Annotated in this window: 19 protein-coding genes and 1 pseudogene; 17 read left to right on the top strand and 3 right to left on the bottom strand. The window is 48.1% G+C overall.

What is annotated here, in order from left to right:
• Positions 1–6: 6 nt before the first annotated feature.
• The 5 genes from ACEN8J_RS15200 (at position 7) to ACEN8J_RS15180 (ending at position 10,312) form a co-directional block, all read left to right on the top strand.
• Positions 7–7,479, top strand: a complete 7,473-nt coding sequence (locus tag ACEN8J_RS15200; RefSeq protein ID WP_495593650.1) for an amino acid adenylation domain-containing protein — start codon at positions 7–9, stop codon at positions 7,477–7,479.
• Positions 7,476–7,694 (top strand): MbtH family protein, encoded by a 219-nt coding sequence (locus tag ACEN8J_RS15195; protein WP_029516437.1) that lies wholly within the window; start codon positions 7,476–7,478, stop codon positions 7,692–7,694. The genes ACEN8J_RS15200 and ACEN8J_RS15195 overlap by 4 nt, the downstream gene beginning before the upstream one ends.
• 301 nt (positions 7,695–7,995) lie before the next feature.
• Positions 7,996–9,057 (top strand): SPFH domain-containing protein, encoded by a 1,062-nt coding sequence (locus ACEN8J_RS15190; RefSeq protein ID WP_013309343.1) that lies wholly within the window; start codon positions 7,996–7,998, stop codon positions 9,055–9,057.
• The gene (locus tag ACEN8J_RS15185; protein WP_340884792.1) at positions 9,054–10,055 is read left to right on the top strand and encodes an NAD(+)/NADH kinase; all 1,002 of its coding nucleotides are present in this window, start codon (positions 9,054–9,056) and stop codon (positions 10,053–10,055) included. The genes ACEN8J_RS15190 and ACEN8J_RS15185 overlap by 4 nt, the downstream gene beginning before the upstream one ends.
• Before the next feature lie 77 nt (positions 10,056–10,132).
• Positions 10,133–10,312 carry a hypothetical protein gene (locus ACEN8J_RS15180; RefSeq protein WP_013309345.1) on the top strand — a complete coding sequence of 60 codons (180 nt, stop codon included), beginning with the start codon at positions 10,133–10,135 and terminating at the stop codon, positions 10,310–10,312.
• 76 nt (positions 10,313–10,388) lie between these two features.
• Here ACEN8J_RS15180 and ACEN8J_RS15175 read toward each other — a convergent pair whose 3' ends face one another.
• Positions 10,389–11,402 carry a LuxR C-terminal-related transcriptional regulator gene (locus tag ACEN8J_RS15175; protein ID WP_495593649.1) on the bottom strand — a complete coding sequence of 338 codons (1,014 nt, stop codon included), beginning with the start codon at positions 11,400–11,402 and terminating at the stop codon, positions 10,389–10,391.
• Positions 11,403–11,574: 172 nt separating this feature from the next.
• Between ACEN8J_RS15175 and ACEN8J_RS15170 the strand changes: the two are divergent.
• From ACEN8J_RS15170 to ACEN8J_RS15115, 12 genes and pseudogenes are all read left to right on the top strand, one after another.
• A pseudogene (locus ACEN8J_RS15170) lies at positions 11,575–12,389 on the top strand (class I SAM-dependent methyltransferase).
• Positions 12,376–13,461 carry a saccharopine dehydrogenase family protein gene (locus ACEN8J_RS15165; RefSeq protein WP_495593648.1) on the top strand — a complete coding sequence of 362 codons (1,086 nt, stop codon included), beginning with the start codon at positions 12,376–12,378 and terminating at the stop codon, positions 13,459–13,461. The pseudogene ACEN8J_RS15170 and the gene ACEN8J_RS15165 overlap by 14 nt, the downstream one beginning before the upstream one ends.
• 145 nt (positions 13,462–13,606) lie before the next feature.
• The gene (locus ACEN8J_RS15160; RefSeq protein WP_029516441.1) at positions 13,607–14,002 is read left to right on the top strand and encodes a hypothetical protein; all 396 of its coding nucleotides are present in this window, start codon (positions 13,607–13,609) and stop codon (positions 14,000–14,002) included.
• A gap of 25 nt (positions 14,003–14,027) precedes the next feature.
• Complete coding sequence (locus tag ACEN8J_RS15155; RefSeq protein ID WP_039269707.1) at positions 14,028–14,585, top strand: SMI1/KNR4 family protein; 558 nt, start codon at positions 14,028–14,030, stop codon at positions 14,583–14,585.
• Positions 14,586–14,835: 250 nt separating this feature from the next.
• Positions 14,836–15,549 (top strand): HAD family hydrolase, encoded by a 714-nt coding sequence (locus ACEN8J_RS15150; RefSeq protein ID WP_495593647.1) that lies wholly within the window; start codon positions 14,836–14,838, stop codon positions 15,547–15,549.
• Positions 15,546–16,133, top strand: a complete 588-nt coding sequence (locus ACEN8J_RS15145) for a GNAT family N-acetyltransferase (protein WP_209949601.1) — start codon at positions 15,546–15,548, stop codon at positions 16,131–16,133. Before ACEN8J_RS15150 ends, ACEN8J_RS15145 begins: the two co-directional genes overlap by 4 nt.
• Positions 16,134–16,195: 62 nt before the next feature.
• The gene (locus ACEN8J_RS15140; RefSeq protein ID WP_209949598.1) at positions 16,196–16,354 is read left to right on the top strand and encodes a hypothetical protein; all 159 of its coding nucleotides are present in this window, start codon (positions 16,196–16,198) and stop codon (positions 16,352–16,354) included.
• A 1-nt stretch (position 16,355) separates the two neighbouring features.
• Positions 16,356–16,838, top strand: coding sequence for a ribosomal maturation YjgA family protein (locus ACEN8J_RS15135; RefSeq protein WP_029516445.1), 483 nt, complete (start codon positions 16,356–16,358; stop codon positions 16,836–16,838).
• Between the two features lie 60 nt (positions 16,839–16,898).
• Positions 16,899–18,110, top strand: coding sequence for a rhamnogalacturonan acetylesterase (locus ACEN8J_RS15130; protein WP_495594550.1), 1,212 nt, complete (start codon positions 16,899–16,901; stop codon positions 18,108–18,110).
• A gap of 115 nt (positions 18,111–18,225) precedes the next feature.
• On the top strand, positions 18,226–19,170 hold the full coding sequence (locus ACEN8J_RS15125; RefSeq protein WP_341039112.1) for a class I SAM-dependent methyltransferase: 945 nt from the start codon (positions 18,226–18,228) through the stop codon (positions 19,168–19,170).
• Between the two features lie 306 nt (positions 19,171–19,476).
• A complete protein-coding gene (locus ACEN8J_RS15120; protein WP_029516448.1) occupies positions 19,477–20,034 on the top strand; it encodes a hypothetical protein in 558 nt (185 codons plus the stop codon).
• Positions 20,035–20,064: 30 nt separating this feature from the next.
• Complete coding sequence (locus ACEN8J_RS15115; protein ID WP_029516449.1) at positions 20,065–20,625, top strand: GNAT family N-acetyltransferase; 561 nt, start codon at positions 20,065–20,067, stop codon at positions 20,623–20,625.
• A 1-nt stretch (position 20,626) separates the two neighbouring features.
• Here the strand turns inward: ACEN8J_RS15115 and ACEN8J_RS15110 are convergent, their stop codons facing one another.
• Both ACEN8J_RS15110 and ACEN8J_RS15105 read right to left on the bottom strand, forming a co-directional pair.
• Positions 20,627–20,968 (bottom strand): GIY-YIG nuclease family protein, encoded by a 342-nt coding sequence (locus ACEN8J_RS15110; RefSeq protein WP_209949591.1) that lies wholly within the window; start codon positions 20,966–20,968, stop codon positions 20,627–20,629.
• A 155-nt stretch (positions 20,969–21,123) separates the two neighbouring features.
• On the bottom strand, positions 21,124–21,882 hold the full coding sequence (locus tag ACEN8J_RS15105; protein WP_029516451.1) for a DUF2087 domain-containing protein: 759 nt from the start codon (positions 21,880–21,882) through the stop codon (positions 21,124–21,126).
• Positions 21,883–21,996 lie beyond the last annotated feature (114 nt).

Raw genomic sequence — 21,996 nt, 5'->3', positions numbered from 1 at the left:
TTATGTATGCTCAAGCATCAGGCTATTCGTCTTCCTTTGTCGGGAGCGCAAGCGGGCATTTGGTTTGCCCAACAGATGGATTTGCAAAATCCGGCCTATAATACCGGTGAATACGTTGAAATTCACGGGCCGGTCGATCCCATTTGCTTTAAGGAAGCACTTCGCCGCACGATGGCAGAGGCTGAATCACTGCATTTGCGGTTCGGAGAGGATGAGGATGGACCCTGGCAGATGATTATGCCTTCGGGGGAATGGACGCTGCACCAAATCGATGTAAGCGCAGCTCCTGACCCTCGTAAAGTTGCTGAAGTCTGGATGAGGGATGATTTGCTGAAGCCGATTGATCTTACCCAAGGGCCACTGTTTACACAGGCATTGTTTCGGGTAGGTCATCATCAATTTTTCTGGTATCAGCGTGTTCATCATATTGCATTGGATGGCTTTGGCTTTTCGCTCATAGCGCAGCGGGTGGCTCAACTGTACACATCTTTGGCGGAAGGACGCTTGGACGAAGAGGGCTGCTTTCCGCGGTTTAGTCAACTATTGGAGGAAGATTCGATCTATCGCGCCTCGGAGAAGTTTGGGCAGGAGCGTGAATTTTGGATCAAACGCTTTGCCGATGGGTTCGAGGTGGCCAGTTTGGGAGACCATGCGACGAGAAACTCCGGGCATGTAGCTTCGAAAGAAGCGATGGCTGGAGGTTTCGTACGCGTTACAGCCCATGTCACCTCTGCGGAGCGTGAACGTCTTCAGATGGCTGCGGAACGTCTCAACGTGAGCTGGCCGGATGTATTTTTGGCGGCAATGGCTATTTATATTCACCGGTTCACAGGTGCACAAGACGTTATACTTGGCTTGCCAATGATGAACCGATTAGGCTCAGCCTCGCTCCGTGTGCCGGGTATGGTGATGAATTTGTTGCCGCTGCGTTTGTCGATTCAGCCAGGAATGAAGGTAGCCACATTGCTCCGTCAATTGGTACAGGAGCTGGGTGAGATACGGCGTCATGCAAAATACAGGCATGAGGAGCTACGGCGTGATCTGCGCTTGCTTAGTGAAAACAGGAGATTGTTTGGTCCATTGGTCAATATTATGCCATTTGACTATGAGCTGAATTTTAACGGTTCTCGCGGAATTACACATAACCTGTCGGCAGGCCCGGTTGATGATCTGTCCTTGAATGTGTATGACAGGTCGGACGGATCTGGATTGCGCATAGATTGGGATGCCAACCCTGCTATGTATAGCAAACGGGAAATAGAAGAGCATCAACAGCGTTTCTTGCAGTTGCTTACAAAGGTCGCAGCTTCGGAACCAGAACAGCCGATTGGACAAATCGACCTCCTGCTGCCTGCGGAGCGTCAGCTTATATTGAAGGGCTGGAATCGTTCTTCCAGTCCGATGCCAGTCGCTTCCTTACAGGAAATGCTCCAGCTACAGGCGGAACTTAGACCTGATGCTGTAGCTGTGGAATGTGACAACGACATGGTAATTAGCTATAAGGAGCTGAATAAGCGGGCGAACCGATTGTCCCATTGGCTGATTGCTCATGGGACAGGACCTGAGCAGATCGTTGCCCTGATGCTCCCTCGCTCCGTCAACATGGTTATAGGGATGCTGGCTGTGCTTAAAACGGGCGCGGCTTATGTTCCACTGGACCCTGATTATCCGCAGGATCGTGTTGCTTATGTGCTGGAGCATGCGTCTCCGGTCTGCATTTTAACCAATGCCCAGGTAGCGGACCGCATTCCGGCAGACATTTCTGTGCCACGTATGTTTTTGGATGGAGGAAGCGGCCAAGGGGATTCGGCGGCTGTTTTGAACGGACATAATCATGAACTATCAGCCTACCCGGATACGAATCCTACGGATCGTGAACGTGTTCAGCCTTTATCCACGGACCATCCTGCGTATATTATTTATACCTCTGGCTCAACGGGCAAGCCGAAGGGAGTCGTTATTACTTTCAAGAGCCTGACAAATTTTTTGCTTGCCATGCAGGATCAATTCACGTTGTGTGAGCAGGATCGACTGCTGGCAGTTACGACGATATCCTTTGATATCTCCGGACTGGAAATCTATTTGCCCTTGTTGAATGGTGCGCAACTGATTATTGCCCGGAAGGAAACCGTTCAGGAGCCGTCTGCTTTGGCCGAACTGATTAACCGTTCACAGCCTACCCTGATGCAGGCGACGCCTACGCTGTGGCATGTGCTGGCAACGGAACATGCAGAGGCTATTCGGGGTTTGCGGGTGCTGGTTGGAGGCGAGGCTCTTCCAGAGGAATTGCTGCATGCACTCCAGCGTCTGGATTGCCGCATTACGAATCTGTACGGTCCCACCGAAACGACGATTTGGTCTACTGCAGCTTCCATCGAAAAAGGGGACACGGGAACACCGGCTATCGGCAGACCTATCCGCAATACGCAAGTGTACGTGCTTGACGGTAGTCTTCAGGCAGTTCCGGCAGGGGTCACAGGGGACCTGTACATTGCCGGGGATGGGTTGGCTCGGGGATATTATGGGCGCCCGGATTTGACAGCGGAGCGTTTTGTAGCCAATCCGTTTGGCCCTCCGGGGAGCCGCATGTATCGAACTGGAGATTTGGCCCGCTGGAGATTGGATGGATCTCTTGAATACGGGGGGCGTGCGGACCACCAGATTAAAATTCGCGGCTTCCGCGTAGAACTGGGTGAAATTGAAGCCGTTTTGGCGCGGCATTCCGATGTAGCCCAGGTTTCTGTGATTGTCCGTGAGGACCGAGAGGGCGATCAGCGGCTGGTTGCCTATATCGTACCGATCGCTGCCGCAGCAACGCCGGTGCTTACCGGAGCTGAGACAGAGACTATTCAGCAGGAGCCGGGTAGGTCATCGGGACAAAGTGAGCAATCCGAACAAAAAGCGCCTGCCGAACCTTTTGGATATCAAAGTATAAGAGGGGACTTGGGCTCATCGCCTCATCGTTTGCATTCACTGGCGTTACGTGAATATGCCGCTGCGAGTCTGCCCGATTATATGGTACCTTCAGCGTTTGTGATGCTGGGGGCCTTGCCGCTCATGCCTAATGGGAAGCTGGACCGTAAGGCATTGCCTGCTCCTGTTATGGATAAGATTCTCCACGTCCGTACTCCCAGAACACCACAGGAAGCCATGTTGTGTGACCTGTTCGCAGAAGTGCTGGCACTACCGATAGTCGGTATTGATGACAGTTTCTTTGATCTGGGCGGTCACTCGCTACTTGGCGCACGCTTGATGGCAAGAATCCGGGAGGTATTCGGGGTAGAACTGAATATAGGCCGCCTGTTTGAAACTCCTACGGTTGCCAGTTTTGCGGAACGACTGGACCAAGGGCAGAGCTTAAGGCCCTCATTGCTTCCGGCCGTACGTCCACAACGAATTCCTCTCTCCTTCGCCCAGAGCCGATTATGGTTCCTGCATCGGATGGAGGGACCAAGCCCTACATATAATATCCCACTCGTTATCCGTATGTCGGGGGATGTAAATGTGGAGGCACTTCAAGCTGCCTTAGGAGACATCGTGGCCCGCCATGAGACGCTGCGTACGATTTTTCCAGATGTGCAAGGTGTAGCGCAGCAGGTCATTCTGGAAATGCAGCAAGCTTGGCCTGTACTCCGTGTGACGAAAATTTGTGAGGCAGAGCTGCCACACATGCTTGCTGAAGGGTCACGTTACTGCTTTGATCTTGCAGTGGAGCCGGCTTTGCGAACCGAACTGTTCACGCTGTCTGCTGACCAGCATGTGCTGCTTATGACGTTGCACCATATTGTCGGAGATGGCTGGTCGCTGAATGCACTCACACGTGATTTGGCAACAGCCTATGCTGCGCACATCGACCGTAATGCACATGCGGAACAATCCGCACATCCTGAAAGCATGGCACCGGTGTTGCCGATGCTGCCTGTACAATATGCGGATTATGCGCTATGGCAGCAGGATCTGCTTGGAAGGGAGAACGAGGCTGGCAGCCTGATGAACAAGCAGCTTGCTTATTGGCACGACGCATTGAAAGGTCTACCGGATCAAATAGATCTGCCTACAGACTATCCACGCCCTTCCGAGGCCAGCTACCGGGGAGATACCGTTGTATTGCGTATCGCTCCCGAATTGCATGAGCAGTTGCTGCGTTTGGCTCGTGAAAGTCGGGCCAGCCTGTTTATGGTGGTGCAGGCCGGGTTGGCCGCATTGCTAACCCGATTGGGTGCAGGGACGGATATCCCGGTGGGCAGTCCGATAGCGGGACGTAACGCAGAGGGACTGGATCATCTCGTGGGCTTGTTTATCAACACGCTGGTGCTTCGTATCAACACATTGGGCGACCCTACTTTCCGTGAGCTGTTGGAACGGGTCCGTCGTACTTGTCTGGATGCGTATGAACATCAGGATGTACCCTTCGAGCGGCTTGTAGAGATGCTGAACCCTACACGTTCCAGATCGAGACATCCATTGTTTCAAGTTATGCTTGCTTTACAAAACACCCCTGATCCCGAATTGCTGTTGCCCGGTGTGGAAACTCAACTGCAATTGGCCAGTGTGGGTGCAGCGAAATTTGATCTGACGGTGGAGCTGCGCGAGTGTCGGACCGCAGACGGGCGACCTGATGGAATCGAGGGATGGATCGAATACAATACCGATTTATTTAAAAGAGAAACGATAGAAGCTATGAAGGTACGGCTGGAACGGCTATTAGTGGCCGCGGTGGCTAATACAGAACAACCGATAGGGGCCCTGGATATTTTGGGACCCGAGGAACGACACGAAATTCTCGTGAAGTGGAACGGTGACACGAACGCGAGCACTTGTCCTAACCAAGCGTCTACCTCGAGCTTGCCTGTTTTATTCGAACAACAGGCTGCCCGTACCCCGGGAGCTGTTGCAGTTTCATACGAAGGCAACCAGCTAAGTTATGAGGAATTGAACGCGCGTGCCAATCGACTGGCGCATCTGCTGATAGCGCGTGGTGCAGGTCCAGATCGCATTGTGGCGCTGGCGCTTCCTCGGTCACTGGATATGGTTATTGCATTGCTGGCTGTGCTTAAATCGGGAGCCGCCTACTTGCCGCTAGATCCTGATTATCCGGCAGATCGTCTCGCATATATGCTAGAGGATGCTTCACCTGCTCTGATGATTACCAGCATTCACGTGACAATATCCTCAATTCCGGTAACAAGCACGGTATTCCCGGTTGTACTGGAGGATCCTCAGACAAATAAGGAGCTGAAGTCATATCCCGACCGGAACCCGGTGGATGCAGACCGTCTGATGCCTTTGTTGCCGCTTCATCCTGCTTATATTATTTATACGTCCGGTTCTACCGGAAAACCAAAGGGAGTAGTTATTCCTCATCAAAATATCGCGCGTTTGTTTGATTCGACGCAGCCTTGGTTTCATTTTGGTCCATCGGATGTATGGACTCTGTTCCACTCCTATGCGTTTGATTTTTCAGTATGGGAAATTTGGGGACCGTTGCTGCATGGAGGCCGTCTTGTCATTGTGCCGTATACTGTCAGTCGTTCTCCGGAGCAATTCCTGCAATTGCTGGTGAACGAGAGCGTAACGGTTCTCAATCAGACACCTTCGGCATTTTATCAACTGATGCAGGCTGATCTTGAACAGCCTGTCCTTTCACAAAAGCTGGCGTTGCGTTATGTCGTATTTGGTGGTGAGGCTCTGGAACTGGGCCGGCTGCCTGCATGGTATGAGCGTCATGCAGACGATGCTCCTACCTTGGTGAATATGTATGGGATTACGGAGACAACTGTACATGTCAGCTATATTGCGTTGGACCGTGATATGGTGGCTGAAAAAGCAAACAGTCTGATTGGGCGTCCCATCTCTGATCTGCAAGTGTATGTGCTGGATGATCGACTTCAGCCTGTCCCGCCGGGTGTAACGGGTGATTTATATGTCGCCGGTGCTGGATTGGCACAAGGCTATTTGGGAAAACCCGCTTTAACGGCAGAGCGTTTTGTAGCCGATCCGTATGGTTTGCCGGGGAGCCGGATGTATCGGACAGGTGATTTGGCCCGCTGGCGGTCTGACGGCTCGCTGGAGTATGCCGGACGTGCTGACCAGCAGGTCAAAATACGTGGTTTTCGCATGGAGCCGGGAGAAATTGAAGCGGTGCTGGTTCGGCATGATGATGTGGCTCAGGCAGCGGTCATTGTCCGCGAAGATCAGCCGGGGGACAAACGACTCGTCGCCTATATTGTTCCTGTACCTGGCGGTGAACCGCAAGCGTCCAGACTCCGACTGCATGCAGGAGTCAGCTTGCCTGATTATATGATACCGTCAGCTTTTGTCACGGTATCCGATCTCCCGCTTACACCTAATGGCAAGCTGGATCGTAAAGCATTACCTGCTCCCATGCAGATGGCTGCGGGTGGAGGAAGGGGACCGCGAACGCCACAGGAGGAAATCCTGTGTGATTTGTTTGCCGAGACGCTTGGCATGGAGCGAATCGGTATAGATGATGGCTTTTTTGATCTGGGAGGTCATTCATTGCTGGCTGTGAAGCTGATTAGTAGAATCCGCGAGGCATTGGGTATCGAGTTGGGCATTGGCAACCTTTTTGGAACGCCAACAGTGGCTGGCCTAGCCGAGCAGTTGAACGTAGGTGCCAGTCAAGGGGCTTTGGACGTTTTGCTGCCTTTGCGGGCAAGCGGATTGCAAGCTCCGTTGTTCTGTGTACACCCGGCAGGCGGATTAAGCTGGTGTTATGCGGGCTTGATCCAGTCCATGGGCAAGGATTATCCGATTTATGGCTTACAGGCTCGCGGGATCGCCCGACAGGAGGAATTGCCGCAGACGCTGGATGATATGGCAGCCGATTATATTCGTCATATTCGCACAATTCAGCCCACAGGACCGTATCATCTGTTGGGGTGGTCTTTGGGAGGGAATGTAGCTCATGCAATAGCGACACAGCTTCAATACGAAGGAGAGACAATTGCGATTCTGACCATGCTGGATTCCTACCCAAGCAACCATTTGCCGCTGCGGGGAGGACCAGATGAGGAGGAAGCGTTAATCGCTCTGTTGGCTCTGGGGGGTTATGACCCGGATAGTCTGAATGATGAGCCTTTGCGGCTTTCCACCGCCCTGCATATCTTACGAAGCGATGGTAGCGCCTTGGCCAGCCTCAGCGAGGAGACGATTTTAAACCTCAAGGATACTTATGTAAATTCTGTGCGTATCTTGGGGGAGTACGTTCCGAGACGGTACAAAGGTGATATATTATTTTTCCGATCTACAATTATCCCAGATTGGTTTGAGCCAATTGCTCCGGAAACCTGGCTTCCCTATATTGATGGACAGCTAGAGCAGCATGAACTGGATTGCCGTCATAAGGATCTGTGCCAGCCGGGACCCTTGGCTCATATTGGAAAACTGATGGCAGCAAAACTATACAGGCTTTCTAAATCAATACATCACAATCGCAAGGAGGAAAACAAACCATGATTAATCCTTTTGAGCAGAATGAAGGTGGTTATTTAGTGCTGATGAATGGAGAAGGACAGTATTCACTCTGGCCTGATTTCCAGCATGTACCGACTGGATGGGAGGTCGTTCACCCGACAGACAGCCGTGAGGCATGTATGAATTATATCAGCACACATTGGACAGATATGAGGCCGGATTCCTTGCATCCCAAGGCCGATGCAGTGCGTCGCTAATCGGGGAGTCATCATATCTTTATACAACTATACAACTGTTGCTCATATATGACCCATGAAATGATGACAAATGTAACGCCTTTTGATGATACCATACAATTTTTCGTGATCTTTAAAGTTTCATAGGAAGGCAGAGAACGAATTAGGCTGTTTCCTCTAACCGAGCGTATCGGAGGGGAAACGGCCTTTGTTTTTTATAAATGTCATATTGATATTATCGGAAACATGTGTTATTTTATTGTTAATAACAAAATGATAATAACAAAATAATATAAACTATAAAGAAAGCGGGGAAGCGACTATGTTTGGATTTAATTTTGTTAAATTTCAGCCCAGTGAATATGTGATGAAGGTGAAAAACGGGAAGGTGGTTCGGGAGGGTGTTGGATTATCCTTTTATTACTACGCCCCGACCACCTCGGTTGTTGTCGTGCCCGTCTCTTCTATTGATGCGCCGTTCATGTTTGAGGACATGACAAATGATTTTCAGGCGGTGACGGTACAGGGGCAACTGACTTATCGAATTGTGGATTATCGGAGAACGACGCAGATTTTAAACTATACGTATGACTTGAAGGAACGACGTTACATTTCGGATGATCCAAGCAAGCTGGCCCAACGGGTGATTAACATTGCCAAGGTGCTTACCAAAAAGTATTTGGAGCGTGTCCCGCTCAAAGAAGCTGTTCAGTCCAGTGAACGTCTGGCCCAAAACATGACAAAGGATATTGCTCAGCATACGGAAATGGAAAAGCTCGGCATTGAGGTTATGGGGCTGTCGATTTTGGCGATTCTACCTAATAAGGAGACGATGAGAGCGCTGGAGGCTCAAGCGAGGGAAGAGATTCTTCGCAACGCGGATCATGCTTTGTATGAGCGTCGTAATGCATCTATTGAGCAAGAGCGGCGTGTGAAGGAAAACGAGCTGAACACTGAGATTGCAGTGGAGACGAAAAAGAAACAAATCCGCGAAACTCAACTCGATGCCGAGCGTTCTGTGAAGCAAAAGCAAAGCGAGATGAAAGAGGAGCAGCTACGATTTGACACGGCCTTGGAGGAGAAAAAACGCGAGCTGATTGAGCTGACCGTCACGAATAAAAAGGCAGAAGCCGATGCCAAGGCCTATGAGCTGACAGCCGTCATGAAATCGTTGCAGGATGTTGAACCGAACGTACTTCAAGCTATGGCTAACATGGATATGAGCCCGGATAAACTAATTGCGATTGCATTCCAGGAGCTTGCAGAAAATGCAGGAAAAATCGGTCAGCTAAATATTACGCCGGATCTGCTGCAAGGTCTCATGTCAGATACGGGAGCAAGCGGATCAGCAGGATCGAGAGGGTCTGGAGGAAGAACACGATGAGCGGCCGAATGACAGAGCAGAAGATCATTTTGGTGAAGCGTAAAACGCGACTGGAGGAACTGATTGTCCGATACAATACGGTGCAGCAGGCTCGCTTCTTTATGGAACGGCTGGGTGCGGATTTCAGTGATTATGTGCTGGAGGACGAAAATTACCGCAGGGCGGTGGCAACGGCAACGTCGGAGTTAACGGCCTTGGGTCGTGTTCAGATTGTGGAGCGGGAGCATGTGCCGAACTTTATTTTTGGTGAGCAGGATACAGTGGTGGTGCTGGGTCAGGATGGGCTGGTAGCCAACACCTTAAAATATTTGACCGAGCAGCCGCTTATCGGTGTGAATCCAGATCCATTGCGCTGGGACGGGGTATTGCTGCCGTTTACCGTATCCGACCTGCGCTGGGTAGTGCCGGATGTATTCGTGCACAGACGGCCAATTAAGGAAGTTACGCTGGCTAAGGCCCAATTAAATGATGGCCAATCCTTGTATGCTGTAAATGATTTGTTCATTGGACGCAAAACTCATGTTTCCGCGAGATATGAGCTAAGGCTGGAGGATCAAGTAGAGCAGCAATCCTCCAGCGGCATTATCGTTTCAACCGGATTGGGAGCGACAGGCTGGCTGACCAGCGTACTGGCTGGAGCGGCCGGAATTGTCGGCAGTGCTACACGGCATCCAATCTCGCTGACTCCAAGCCAGCTGATGCCAGGTACAGCCTTCAGTCAGGAAGGGACAGCAGACGGAATGAGTCATGATCATCGTGCAACCTGGAGTTCGCCATCGCTTTATTTTACGGTGAGAGAACCATTCCCCAGCCGAACGACTGCTGCGGATCTCGTGTTTGGTCAGGTAGCAGCCGAAAAACCGTTACGGATTGCATCGCAGATGCCGGAAAACGGAGTTATTTTCAGTGATGGAGTAGAAAGTGACTTTCTGGAGTTTAATGCTGGCATTGAGGCGATCATTGAACCCGCGGAGAAAAAAGGGCATCTGGTCGTGTAGAGGTTTGTACAGGACGGCAATGGGTAATTATGAGTAAGGTACAACCATCAGATGAAATTAAAAAAGGAGGAATCAACATGAGCGACCACACTCAAGACGAAGCGAAAATCCGCAACAAGAAGGACGAGGACGGAGATTCCTTGATGGAGAAAACGAAGCTGGAAAATGGCGTGGATATCGAGCCTGAGGCTGATGAATGGATTGCGAAGCCCTCACCAGTGTCATACGATGATACGAACTCCTCTTCGAAGAAATAAGGCTCTGGCATTCCAATAGAGCAGTGATGCAAAGACAGATGATCCCTAATCGGGGCATCTGTCTTTTTTACATAGGTTAATTGAATCTGGAATATACCTTCCATACTAGCTCACGACGGCTGCTTACATCTGTTTTCAAGAAAATCGCTTTCAGGTGATCCTGCACCGTGTAGGCAGTAATATGAAGTGCGCTGGCCAGCTCCTTGGTCGAAAAGCCCTGAACAATGAGTTGGACAATTTGTCTCTCTCGTTCGGACCATGAGTACACCTCAGCCATAAGCGGTAGCATGTCAGTTGCTTTAGCAGCCTCAAACCATACGGCTAGCTGCTTCTGTCCCGTATGCTTCTGTCCGCCTTGCAGAAGGGTGGCTCTGATGGTTACCCATGGGGCTCCTGCGTCTGTGGAAGGGATACATAGTCGTGCTGGTGCAGTGGCAGTGGATAGCGCTCGCAAGCATACCACCCGGACGGGAGCCGGAAGACCGTCTTCATGGATTCCCTCCTGCTGCCGAAGCAACTGTAGCCACTGCTCTGCTACTAAATTGGACGAAATCGGTTTTAGCTTATCGGAAAGCATGAGAACTCCTGGCTCAAGTCCATTTTCCGTGATCATGGCAGGGGATGGAGATAAACCGACACTGGCCTGACGCAGATGATAGGCTATGGACGGCGCTAACGTTTCAAGCAGTTGTTGCTCTTCCACGCTGAATACAGGCTTTCCGTGATGACGGAACAACGTAAGAAATCCCCAACAGCTCCCTTTGTACATAAACGGAACACGTAGCTCGTCCCCGAATCCGGCGGGTTGCAAAACATCTCTATATCGTGTGCTCCGATCCGGTTGGCCTTGTGTAGACCCATGTAGCGTCGCTACAGACCGTCCTTCCCGCACCAACTGATCATATTTCATCATATCGGCGTGCAGGTATTCGTATTCTAGTAGTTTGTTATGAATGTCCTCCACACCCGACTCTGTAAATGCCCCTGTGGAAAGCAGCGTACGCGGATCTACTGAGGTACAGCACGCCGCATCGAAAGTAACCTGAGTACGCAAGCGGTCGATTAGGGTGTGCTTGTAGTATGCGTTCATCATTTACTCCTATCGAGAAAGCTGGAGATTCTCAAGCGCGATTATTAAATCCCACATTTATGGGATGGTGGATATTCGTATTGTCTTTATAATTGAGAATGATTCTTAATTAAATCTACAATAAATGAATGGTCTGAGAAGATCAAGGCTAAATGTTTGGAGGAAAGCACATATGAGACATACCCCTATTGGAAATACGGACTCAAATCAACCTATGAGCTGGAATCATCCGAATGTGCATAAGTACGCGGATACGATTGCTTTAAAAATACCTGGATATGCTCATTTGTACGAGATGACAGACGGTTTGATAGCCGCACAGCTTGAAGCACAAACTCATATTCGAAATATAGATCCAAATGTGCTAATTGTCGGAGCTGGAGGCGGTCAGGAATTGATTACGCTCGGAGGGCGCCATGATGCATGGTCCTTTACGGCAGTTGATCCCTCTGAGCACATGCTGGATTTGGCACGTAAGCGTGTAACACATGCGGGCATCAGTTCAAAAATATCGTTTGTTGCAGGTACGTTGGAAGAGTTGTCTGGAGAACAGCCTGAAGAACAGCGCGAAAAGCACAGCGAAGAATCATGCAGAGAACCGGTCTATGACGCTGCAACCTGCCTGCTGGTGCTTCATTTTCTTCAAAGCTTGGAAAGTAAACAGGCGTTGCTACGCCAGATATCTACTCGACTCAAGCCGGGTGCGCCTTTTTGTTTAGCTTCTATTAATGGGAATTCACAGGAGCCTTCTTTTTCCATCCAAATGCAGGCGTGGAAAGGTCATATGCTGAGCCAGGGCATTTCACTGGAGGATTGGGAACGATTCGCTGCTTCCATCGGTCGTGAGTCAAACCCAGTGTCCAATGCGGCAATACAGGAACTGTTGATAGATGCAGGCTTTACCCACATCACCCGGTATTATGGTGCTTTTTAGTAAATGCATGGTTTGCAGTTAAAGAGGGAGGGACAGCTTATGACAAAGGATAACATCATCATCATTGGCGGGTATGGCCATGTTGGAAAAATTGTATGTACAGAGTTAAGTGAAATGTTTCCCGGCAAGGTATTTGCCGCAGGTCGTAGTCTGGAACGGGCCACTGAATTTAGCCAACAATCGAATGGTAAGATACGGCCCTTGCAGCTTAATATTCATGCGCCGATGGACCCGTCGATATTAGAGCAAGCCAAATTGGTAATCATGTGTTTGGATCAGGACAATACGGCCTTGGTATGTGCCTGCCTTCGACATGGGGTGCATTACATGGATATTACCGCGAATGCGGACTTTTTGAGTCAGGTGGAGCAGTGTCATCAGGAGGCCCGAGCTCATCAGGCCACAGCCCTGTTAAGTGTAGGATTAGCTCCGGGACTGACCAATCTGTTGGCACTGCAAGCGACACAGCTCATGGATCAGACGGATGAGTTGAATATATCTTTGATGCTGGGTTTGGGAGATCGACACGGTCAGGCTGCTATTGAGTGGACAGTAGATCAGATTCATGCCGATTTGGAGGTTATAGAACAGGGACGTTTTGTGACTCGAAAAAGCTTTACTGGCGGAATAGTGGCAGATTTTGGTGCAGGAGTGGGTCGTCATCGGGCGTATCGATTTCCTTTTTCAGATCAGCAGACACTTCCTCGTACGCTCAAAGTTCCTACGGTTAGCACACGCCTTTGCTTCGATTCGCGCTTGACCACTCGGCTTCTAGCAGGGCTTCGGACGATAGGAGTTTCAGGTCTACTCCGACAGCAAACCGTGCGTGATGCAGTGGTTCGCAGCTTTAGCAAGGTACATATAGGTGGGAATGCTGTAGCGGTCAAGGTAGATGCTCGAGGAACTCTCAATGGCAAGGAGACGAAGGTCGAATGTCGGCTAAGGGGTCACCATCAGTCTGATTTAACCGCTAAGGCAGCCGTCTTTGCAGCGCTCGCCCTGTACCGTTCAGAACTTCCATTCGGTGTATTTCATACGGAGCAGGTTTTTTCATGGAATCGCATGCGGGCTTGGTTAGGGCAGCAAGTAGCCGCAGATATTCAGGTGAACGGACAGCAAGCATAGAAGTCATACATTCTAATAAATGAATCTCATATAATCCAAGCTTATTCAGCAACGCATTGCGGATAGGTCTTGGATTTCTTTTCCTGTTAGATTACACTAGAATGAAGTACATATTTTTGGAAAAGACCTAAGGGGATGATATGAAATGTGGAACCCCTATGAAAATAGCAGACAGCATCCGCACGATTTTATAATAAAATATCGATTTTACACACCGGAAGAAGGAGGCAGGAAACAGCTGCCTATTCAGGGTTATCGCTGTGATTTTGCCTATGAGGGTGACGACATCGGGAATACGGGAATTTATGCCATACATCCTGAGTTTGAAGATGGAGATGGTCAACTGATTATGGATGTTGGTCGTCCTGTTCAGCGGGAAGGGCAAGCGAGAATGTGGATTTTGTTTGGAGAAATGAGGAAAAAGGTACACCGACATCGGATACAGGTAGGAACAAGGGGATATTTCATGGAAGGTCCGCGCCGTGTTGGTGAAGTTGAAGTTACAAGCCTGGTAGGCCTCTTGACCAATCCGGTCAACTAGGTAGTTGCTGAGGAGTCGATAAGAGATGGATATCGCTTATATCATAGATTTATTACGTAAACACGATGTGACCCTAGCTCCAGGCTTATCCACGCAGGAGATTACCGACGTCGAAGGCAGGTATGATATTCACTTCCCGCCCGATTTGAGGGAGCTTCTGATGAGTGTTCTTCCCATCGGTAAAAGCTTTATCCCTTGGAGAGATACGTCACCACAGCGGATGGGTGTAATCCGGCAAAGGTTGAATTGGCCGCTGGAAGGTATGATTTTTGATGTAGAGCAGCATGTATTCTGGCCTCCCGAATGGGGCGAAAAACCGACAGATTCGGCGGAAGCTGTTGATATATGTAAACGTGAGTTTTTACGTGTGCCCAAGCTAATCCCAATCAACGGACATCGATATATCCCAGAGCAGCCATCTGAAGAAGGAAATCCGGTATTTTCCGTATATCAAACGGATATTATCGTGTATGGGGAATGTTTGCAGGAGTATTTCAAGCTGGAATTTGGGGAGAAGCCTTATGAACAAATTGATTTTAATGCCGTAAAAAAAGTGCGTTTTTGGAGCAACTTGTGTGAGTGAGTGTCAGGAAGATGAATAAGTCGAAACGAAGGAAGGGGAGCATGATGTGAAGGTGGAGCAGGATTTGGAAGAAATCAAAGAAAGGTTGACCCAGATCGAGACCAAACTAGAACAAAAGTCGACCTCCAAGAGAATCTTGAAGTACATGATCATTATTTTCTTGTCTATTTTTTTTCTTTTACTTCTAATAGGAATTATTCAGTTTGTTTCAGCCTAATCGGTACAAGAGGATGAAGGAAGGGAGCTATTTATGTCCATAGAAGCAATCATTTTTGATCTGGATAATACTCTTATTCATCGTAAACAGGCGTTTGCGGCATATACAGATCGCTTTATAGAACGATTTATAGTGGCAGAAGAACCGGCGATCCGCGCGGCTGTCGTTGAACAGATACGATTGGCGGATCGGGACGGATACCGGGATAAGAAGGAACTGTATACCGAGCTGCATACAGACTTGGAACTGAAAAATCCCGATACGTCAGTACAAGAGATGCTGGGCTTTTGGTATAGTGAATTTCATAAGTTTACGGTGTTGATGGACGGGGCCAAGGAAGTATTGTCCGAACTGCGGTCGCGTGGCTTGAAGCTCGGTATTATTACCAACGGCTCACTCCGCACGCAGCAAGCGAAAATCGACCGAGTTATGCTGAGGGATTATGTGGATTCTATTATCGTATCGGGCGGCGTCAACATCCAGAAGCCTCATCCTCGAATTTTCGAGTTGGCTCTAAACGAGCTGGACATTGTCGATCCCGACCATGCCTGTTATGTAGGCGATCACCCGACAAATGATATTCGTGGTGCACAAAGTGCAGGATTGCATACCATCTGGCTGGAAGGCTTTATGACGTGGCAGGAAACGGGCATTGTACCGGACTATCAGATTGGGAGTTTGCGTGAAATCACAGGTTGGCTGGATCGTCGCAGTTATTCAACGAATAAGGAGGAGGGTGCATCATGAGTATGGAGCAGCAACCGAATCCGATTCTCTTATCGTTCCCGGACCAATTCCAGACGGAGAGATTGACCATACGCGCTCCGCAGTGGGGGGATGGAGCGGCAGTCAATGAGGCGATGCGAGAAAGTGCGAATGAACTGCGGCCTTGGCTTCCGTTTGCAAGAAATCTTCCGACGGTAGAGGAATCTGAAATCCGTTCGCGTCAAGCCAGACTTAAATTTCTGGATCGCTCTGATATGATGTTGTATATATTTGATACGGCTTCGGGAGAATTTGTAGCCAGCAGCGGTCTGCATCGGATTGATTGGGATACACGAAGATTTGAAATTGGGTATTGGCTCAGAACATCCTGGACTGGAAAAGGCATCATAACAGAGGCCGTGCACGGTATTACGGATTTTGCCATACAGCATTTGCATGCCAATCGGGTGGAGATTCGTTGTGATTCCAGAAACACGCGCAGCGCCAAGGTAGCGGAACGTGCAGGTTTTACACTGGAGGGGATTTTAAGAAACGTCGAGTATGATGAAAAGGGGAGCATGGCACACGAAATGGTTTTTGCCAAGGTGCGTGGTATTGAATTTTAGTATCCTCACATGAATAGTTTGGAAGTTGCTGATATGTTTGTACGATATTACGGAGGCTCATTATGATTAATTATATTATGAAAAATACAGACAAGTTGGTGTGCATACAATATGACATCAGCAAAAGGTTCTGCAATCTTGCAAACGCTATCCAAGAGAGGGTGCTTAAAAATTTCCCGCAGCTTGGCGAAGATGTCCCAGCATTAGGACAGGTGATTTAGCATGAGGAGCGTTCGTAAGAGCGTCAGCAGGAAGGCCAATCGGGAAATAAAGGCGAAATTCCGCTGGAAGGCCCGTGCTGCGTACCTTGTTGCTGTGCTGGTCACGATCTTGTTGGGTTTGGGAAGCCGAGTTTTCTCCTCCCAGTTGCCTGAATTCGTTGCTAATCACTTTGGGGATGCCTTGTGGGCGTGCATGATTTATTTTGGGCTGAGAATGTTGGGGGTGAATCGTCAATTGTCCGTAGCCCTGTGGGGCAGCTTGCTGTTTTGCTTCGCCATTGAGTTCAGCCAGATGTACCAGGCTCCCTGGATTAACCACATTCGGGCAACGACACTGGGCGGCTTGGTGCTTGGGAAAGGGTTCCTGACCGCGGATCTGATCAGGTACACGGTTGGCATTGTGGTATCCTGGGCGCTGGACCAAGGCTGTCAAAAGCTAGCGGGGATCAATACACGTATAGACGATGACAAACCACTCAAATAATCTGAAAAGCGAGGGTTGCGCTTGAAACAAAAGGGAAAGCGTCACAGGTTGTTCAGTAAGATGATTGGATTATGCGCAGGGTTCAGCTTGTTGTTTGCAACCATACTTATCCCAGGGCAGGCATTAGCCAAAAAACAGCTTGTGGCACCTCTTCGTTTTGATTTTGGCCCCGGCAAGGTAGCTGACGGCTACACCCAAGTCACTGCCAATGATGTTTACACGCCTGAGCGAGGCTATGGATTTACCGATCTTTCCAAAGTGAATGAAGAAGATCGTGGTGGAAGTGATGCTATACGCTCAGATTTTGTTCGTGTTCAAGGATCATCCTTTGTTGTCAATTTACCACCTGCGGATTACACGCTTTCCCTGATTGCCGGAGATACTGCCGGAAACACAGACATTACGGTTAAAGCCGAGTCCATCGTCAAGGTAGAACCTACTGCTAAAACAGCAGGACAATTTGTGGAGGCTGGATTTGAGCTTGCACTCATCGACGGCCAGCTCGAATTGTATTTCTCAGGTAATGAAGCGAAGATTAACGCTTTGGTTATTACCCCAAAGGATGCTCGAACGGCTGGAGAACATCCTTCGGTATACCTTGCGGGAGATTCTACGGTTCAAACCTATAAATCCGCGATGAAGCCTCAGGCGGGCTGGGGGCAAATGATTGCTCCGTTCTTCACAGATGAGCCTATTTTTGTGAACCGTTCTATTGGTGGACGAAGCACGAAAACCTTTCTGGTACAAGGGCGGTTAGATGATATTTTACGCAATATCCGTCCAGGAGATTATCTGCTCATTCAGTTTGGGCATAATGATGCCGCGATCAACAACCAAGAGCGTTATGTTTCACCCGCGGATTACAAAGTTTACTTAAAAACCTACATTCAAGGAGCCATCCAACGCGGTGCAACACCTGTGCTAATTACTCCTGTTGGCCGCCGGGATTATGATGCGGCAAGTGCCTCGTTTCGGATTAGTTTCCCGGAATATGTGCAGGCCATGAAGGAAACAGCATCGGAGACAAATGTTGCACTGGTCGATCTTAGCCGCTTGAGCGTAGCGTACTATGATACACTTGGACTGGAAGGAACACTCCCGTTATTTTTGCATGTGGAGCCAGGGGTGTATCCTGCATTTCCTGATGGAGTGAAGGATGATACTCATTTTCAGGAATATGGTGCGGAGCAAATAGCTCGGCTGGTAGCTCAGGGAATACGTGAGCTGAATATTCCTTTATCCTCTTATGTACAGGTGGAAGATTCGCAATAAAACATTATTTCCATAGCCATGGTATACTTAGAAAATAAGCTGGCCCTACCCAAAGATAACATTGTTTAGGCTTGGGTAGGGCTTTAATGTTCTGGATCTTAAGGAGGAAGCGAGAATGACAGTCGCTCAACTTCATAAACTTATTAACGGTCAACTCCTGTACAATCAGCATCGGAGTTTATTTTATATGCGTGAGGGTTCTGTTCTGTTAGGACCTTCAACGGAAATGACGTACTGGCTGACGCAGAGAAGCTCAGAACTGATCCTCATGCTTCAAGGCTTGAAGCGCCAGCATATGTATAACGCTTTTGTGACGGATGTAGCGGCTAAAATACTGTCCCAGTTTGTAAATACCAATCAATATCTACATTTTCACACAGCTCATGTGAGGGAGCTTACGGAGCTGTATGATCGACTTTTCACCCGGATTGAGAACCTGTTCCAGAAGAAATTTATAGATAGAGCAACCTTGGACTTACTGCTTCAGCAGCATTACGGGCATTTGAGAGATTTTTTAACTCGTACCAACGGACGTGAAATGTTTGCTAAGTATGCAGAGTGTGAGTATACCTTTTGGATACCTTGTGAGGAATATACGCCGGAGTTGCAAGCCAATCTGCTAGGATTGGACATTGCTCGTTTGCAAGAGCCTGTTCTAGATGTTGGTTGCGGATCTGAGGCACGGTTGGTTACTTATTTACGTGCCTGTGGAATTGAGGCTTACGGAACAGATCGGTTGGCTGAAACAGAAGGTTGGGTCACTCAAGGAGATTGGTTAGAGACCACCTTTGGGGAACGCACATGGGGAACGATCGTTTCACATATGGCATTCTCCAATCATTTTATACATCATCATCTGAAGGCAGATGGTAATATTCATGAGTACGCTCGCAAATATATGGAATTGCTTAGAGCCATTCGGCCCGGAGGGAGTTTTATTTACAGTCCGTGCCTTCCATTTATGGAAGGGCTTTTGGATGCCCGAATGGGTTATGAGGTAGAGTATATCCAGTCATCTGAAGGTTACAGGGCCACGAAAATAACGCGTATACATTCATAAGCGCTAGTAGTAGTCCATTCATTTGTCAGATTCCTTCTTGGAATGGTATTATAAGGATAGATATTACTCTATTTGGGATTCAGTTGATGATAGAAATTCTCATGACGCTAATTTGACACCATAGAGGATGATCATTAGCAGCATGGCTGCACTGAATAATAATGATTAGCCTACGGATAACTGAATTTTAGGGAAGATTAAACCATATTTTCCTAAAAGCCGATATATGGGAATGAGGCGAGAACATACTGTTATTAAACCCGCCCGAAAATGGATGTATATAATTGGGTTAGGAGAGTAGAAGAAGTGTCAGATCTGTATACGAAAAAAGAAGTAGAAGATTATGTAACCAACGTGGTTTTCGAACGACCTTTAGGTGTAAGCATTTCAGCCATTTTATTGATCTTTAATGGAGCACTTCTGTTGGTGACCCAGCTATTGACGCTTAATGCATTAAATGAGGCTGCTACGTTAGTAGGCATTTGTAGGGGCATGTTTCAAGGATTTATCGCGTTACTCGGTTTGGCAGGGACGACTGCCGGTATCGGCATGTTATTTGGTAAGAAGTGGGCTTGGTGGCTGGCAGTATTTTATTTTACATATGAGACCATGCGTTATACGTGTGCAATTCTGTTTATTCCAGATGTCCCTCCAACGTTGGGCGGTGTACAGTTAAACCCTGCTTTATACTACGTAAAATATGGTATGCGTATTATTTGGAATTTGTTGTTTACGTTGTTCATGTGTCGTAGTAAAGTGACAGGTTTTTTTCAAACAAGTGGAATCAGCAAGTGGAGAGCATGTATTGCATTATTCTTCATCAATGGAGTGATAGTTGGGATTGGCTGGTGGCTGATAAGATAAGGTTCTTCGATGTGAAGGAGGAGATAGATCATGGCAATGGAAACGTTTCCGATTTTAGAAACTGATCGGCTTCGTTTAAGACAGCTTACAGTAGGGGATGCGGAGGATGTATTCGGTTATTTCTCCAAGGATGAGGTCACACAATATTATGACTTGGAAAGCTTTACAGAGGTAGAGCAAGCCGAAAAATTTATTCGTTCGATGCTAACCAGATATGAGAAGCAAGAGGGCTTTCGTTGGGGGATTACATTAAAAAAAGCTCCTGAGCGGATCGTGGGTACAATTGGATTTCATAACTGGCAGAAGGAGCACTCCCGTATTGAAATCGGCTATGAGCTGGCACCGGAATATTGGCGGCAGGGTTTGATGACAGAGGCGATGACGGTGGTAGTGGATTATGGCTTTCATTTGCCGCAGGTTCACCGTATAGAAGCCTTCATTGATCCAGATAACGAAGGCTCCAAACGGCTGCTACTCAAAAGTGGCTTTACTAAAGAGGGTCACCTGAGAGACTATTTTTATGAAAAAGGTCAATTTGTCGACGCTATTATTTTTGGATACCTTCGGGAAGAGCATCCCGTGGATTGGTAATTTACAAATACCCTTTGTCCCCGTAAGGCTGGAGTCGATCAAGCCAGGTCTGCTCCAGCTTTGCTAGTGCATCCTTGACATCAAAGAACGCGGATTCCTTTTTCTTCAAAACGTCCAGCACTTCAAATTCAAACGAATCTTCGCCATACTCATTCCATTCCTGTTGCAGTTGTTTATTCTTAAATCCACCCATATTTAGCTCAAAACGCCGTCCATTCAGCGACTTTAAATTCGGCGTGGAAGAGACGAAAATTTTCCCATTACGTGTATTGCGAATGCAATAGATTCCTGCCTCTGTCTTCATCTCCATGTATTGCTGCACCAGTTCTTTTCTTCGATTCATTGTCGAATCCTCCTATTTGAGCATTTTGCATAAATCCCAAGAGCCTTTTCAAATCAGCAATGTATAGATCGAAACGCTTTAGTTCGTCTATATATTGTACCTACGAGCGTTGGGAATCGAATTATGCAAAATGCTGATTTCATAAGCGCCTAGCTTCAAGATTCCTTCAACCAATATTCACTGCCATCCGGTTTGCGATCCAACAGACTGTATTCAATCATATATCTTCGCACCGTGACATAATCGTCATACACTTCCTGTAAAATCGCATTGATATCCTTCTCATGATATATTTGTCCCTTCACAAAACGGCTCGCAATTTCACGCAGCACAATCAGCTTGTGCTTTTCTTGCATTTTAAAGGTCTTAAGGCGTCCGTCTGTACCATTCGGAAAATACTTCGTGAGTACCTTTTGTCTTTCGTCTTCCGTAATGTTATAGCGTTCGTCCACCATCCGTGCTCCTATGGGTACTTCTACAATGGCGGGAGCGTGACGATCTTTCTCCTTTAGTAGCTCCATTAATGTGAGAAATACTTTGGCCTGTCGTTCTTTTTCTTTGAGACCAAAGCGATGATTGCGTATGGTGGATGCGCTACCGATTCCGGTTTCCTTTTGAATGTCCGCATCGCCCATGCCTTGATAAAATAACTGAAGCAACCGATTCTGATGATCCGTCAGTCCAGTCAGCTTTTTGTCCAGACCGATCAAATAGTCAAAGACCGAACCGTACGTCCGCTCAATATGAAGTCGCATGTACCTCTCCGCGTCATAAAATACCCCTTGATCCTGATATATGATGCCTTGCTCAAATCGCTGTCCGTCCAGCAAGCAAATGACCTGCTCTCCTTGGCGAATATATCCACGCTTCAGTTCTTCGATACCAGCATTCCAGAATAGTTCGGAATGATCCATTTTAGCAAACACCTCAATTAAATGATGATTATTTTATAGACAATATAACATTTTGTTTATTTTAAATCAATGAATGGATATCTCTTTAGGGTTTCGACAATGTTCGCTATATAC

The sequence above is a fragment of the Paenibacillus sp. Paensp38 genome (assembly GCF_059491915.1).
This window is presented reverse-complemented; position numbering and strand designations above follow the sequence as displayed.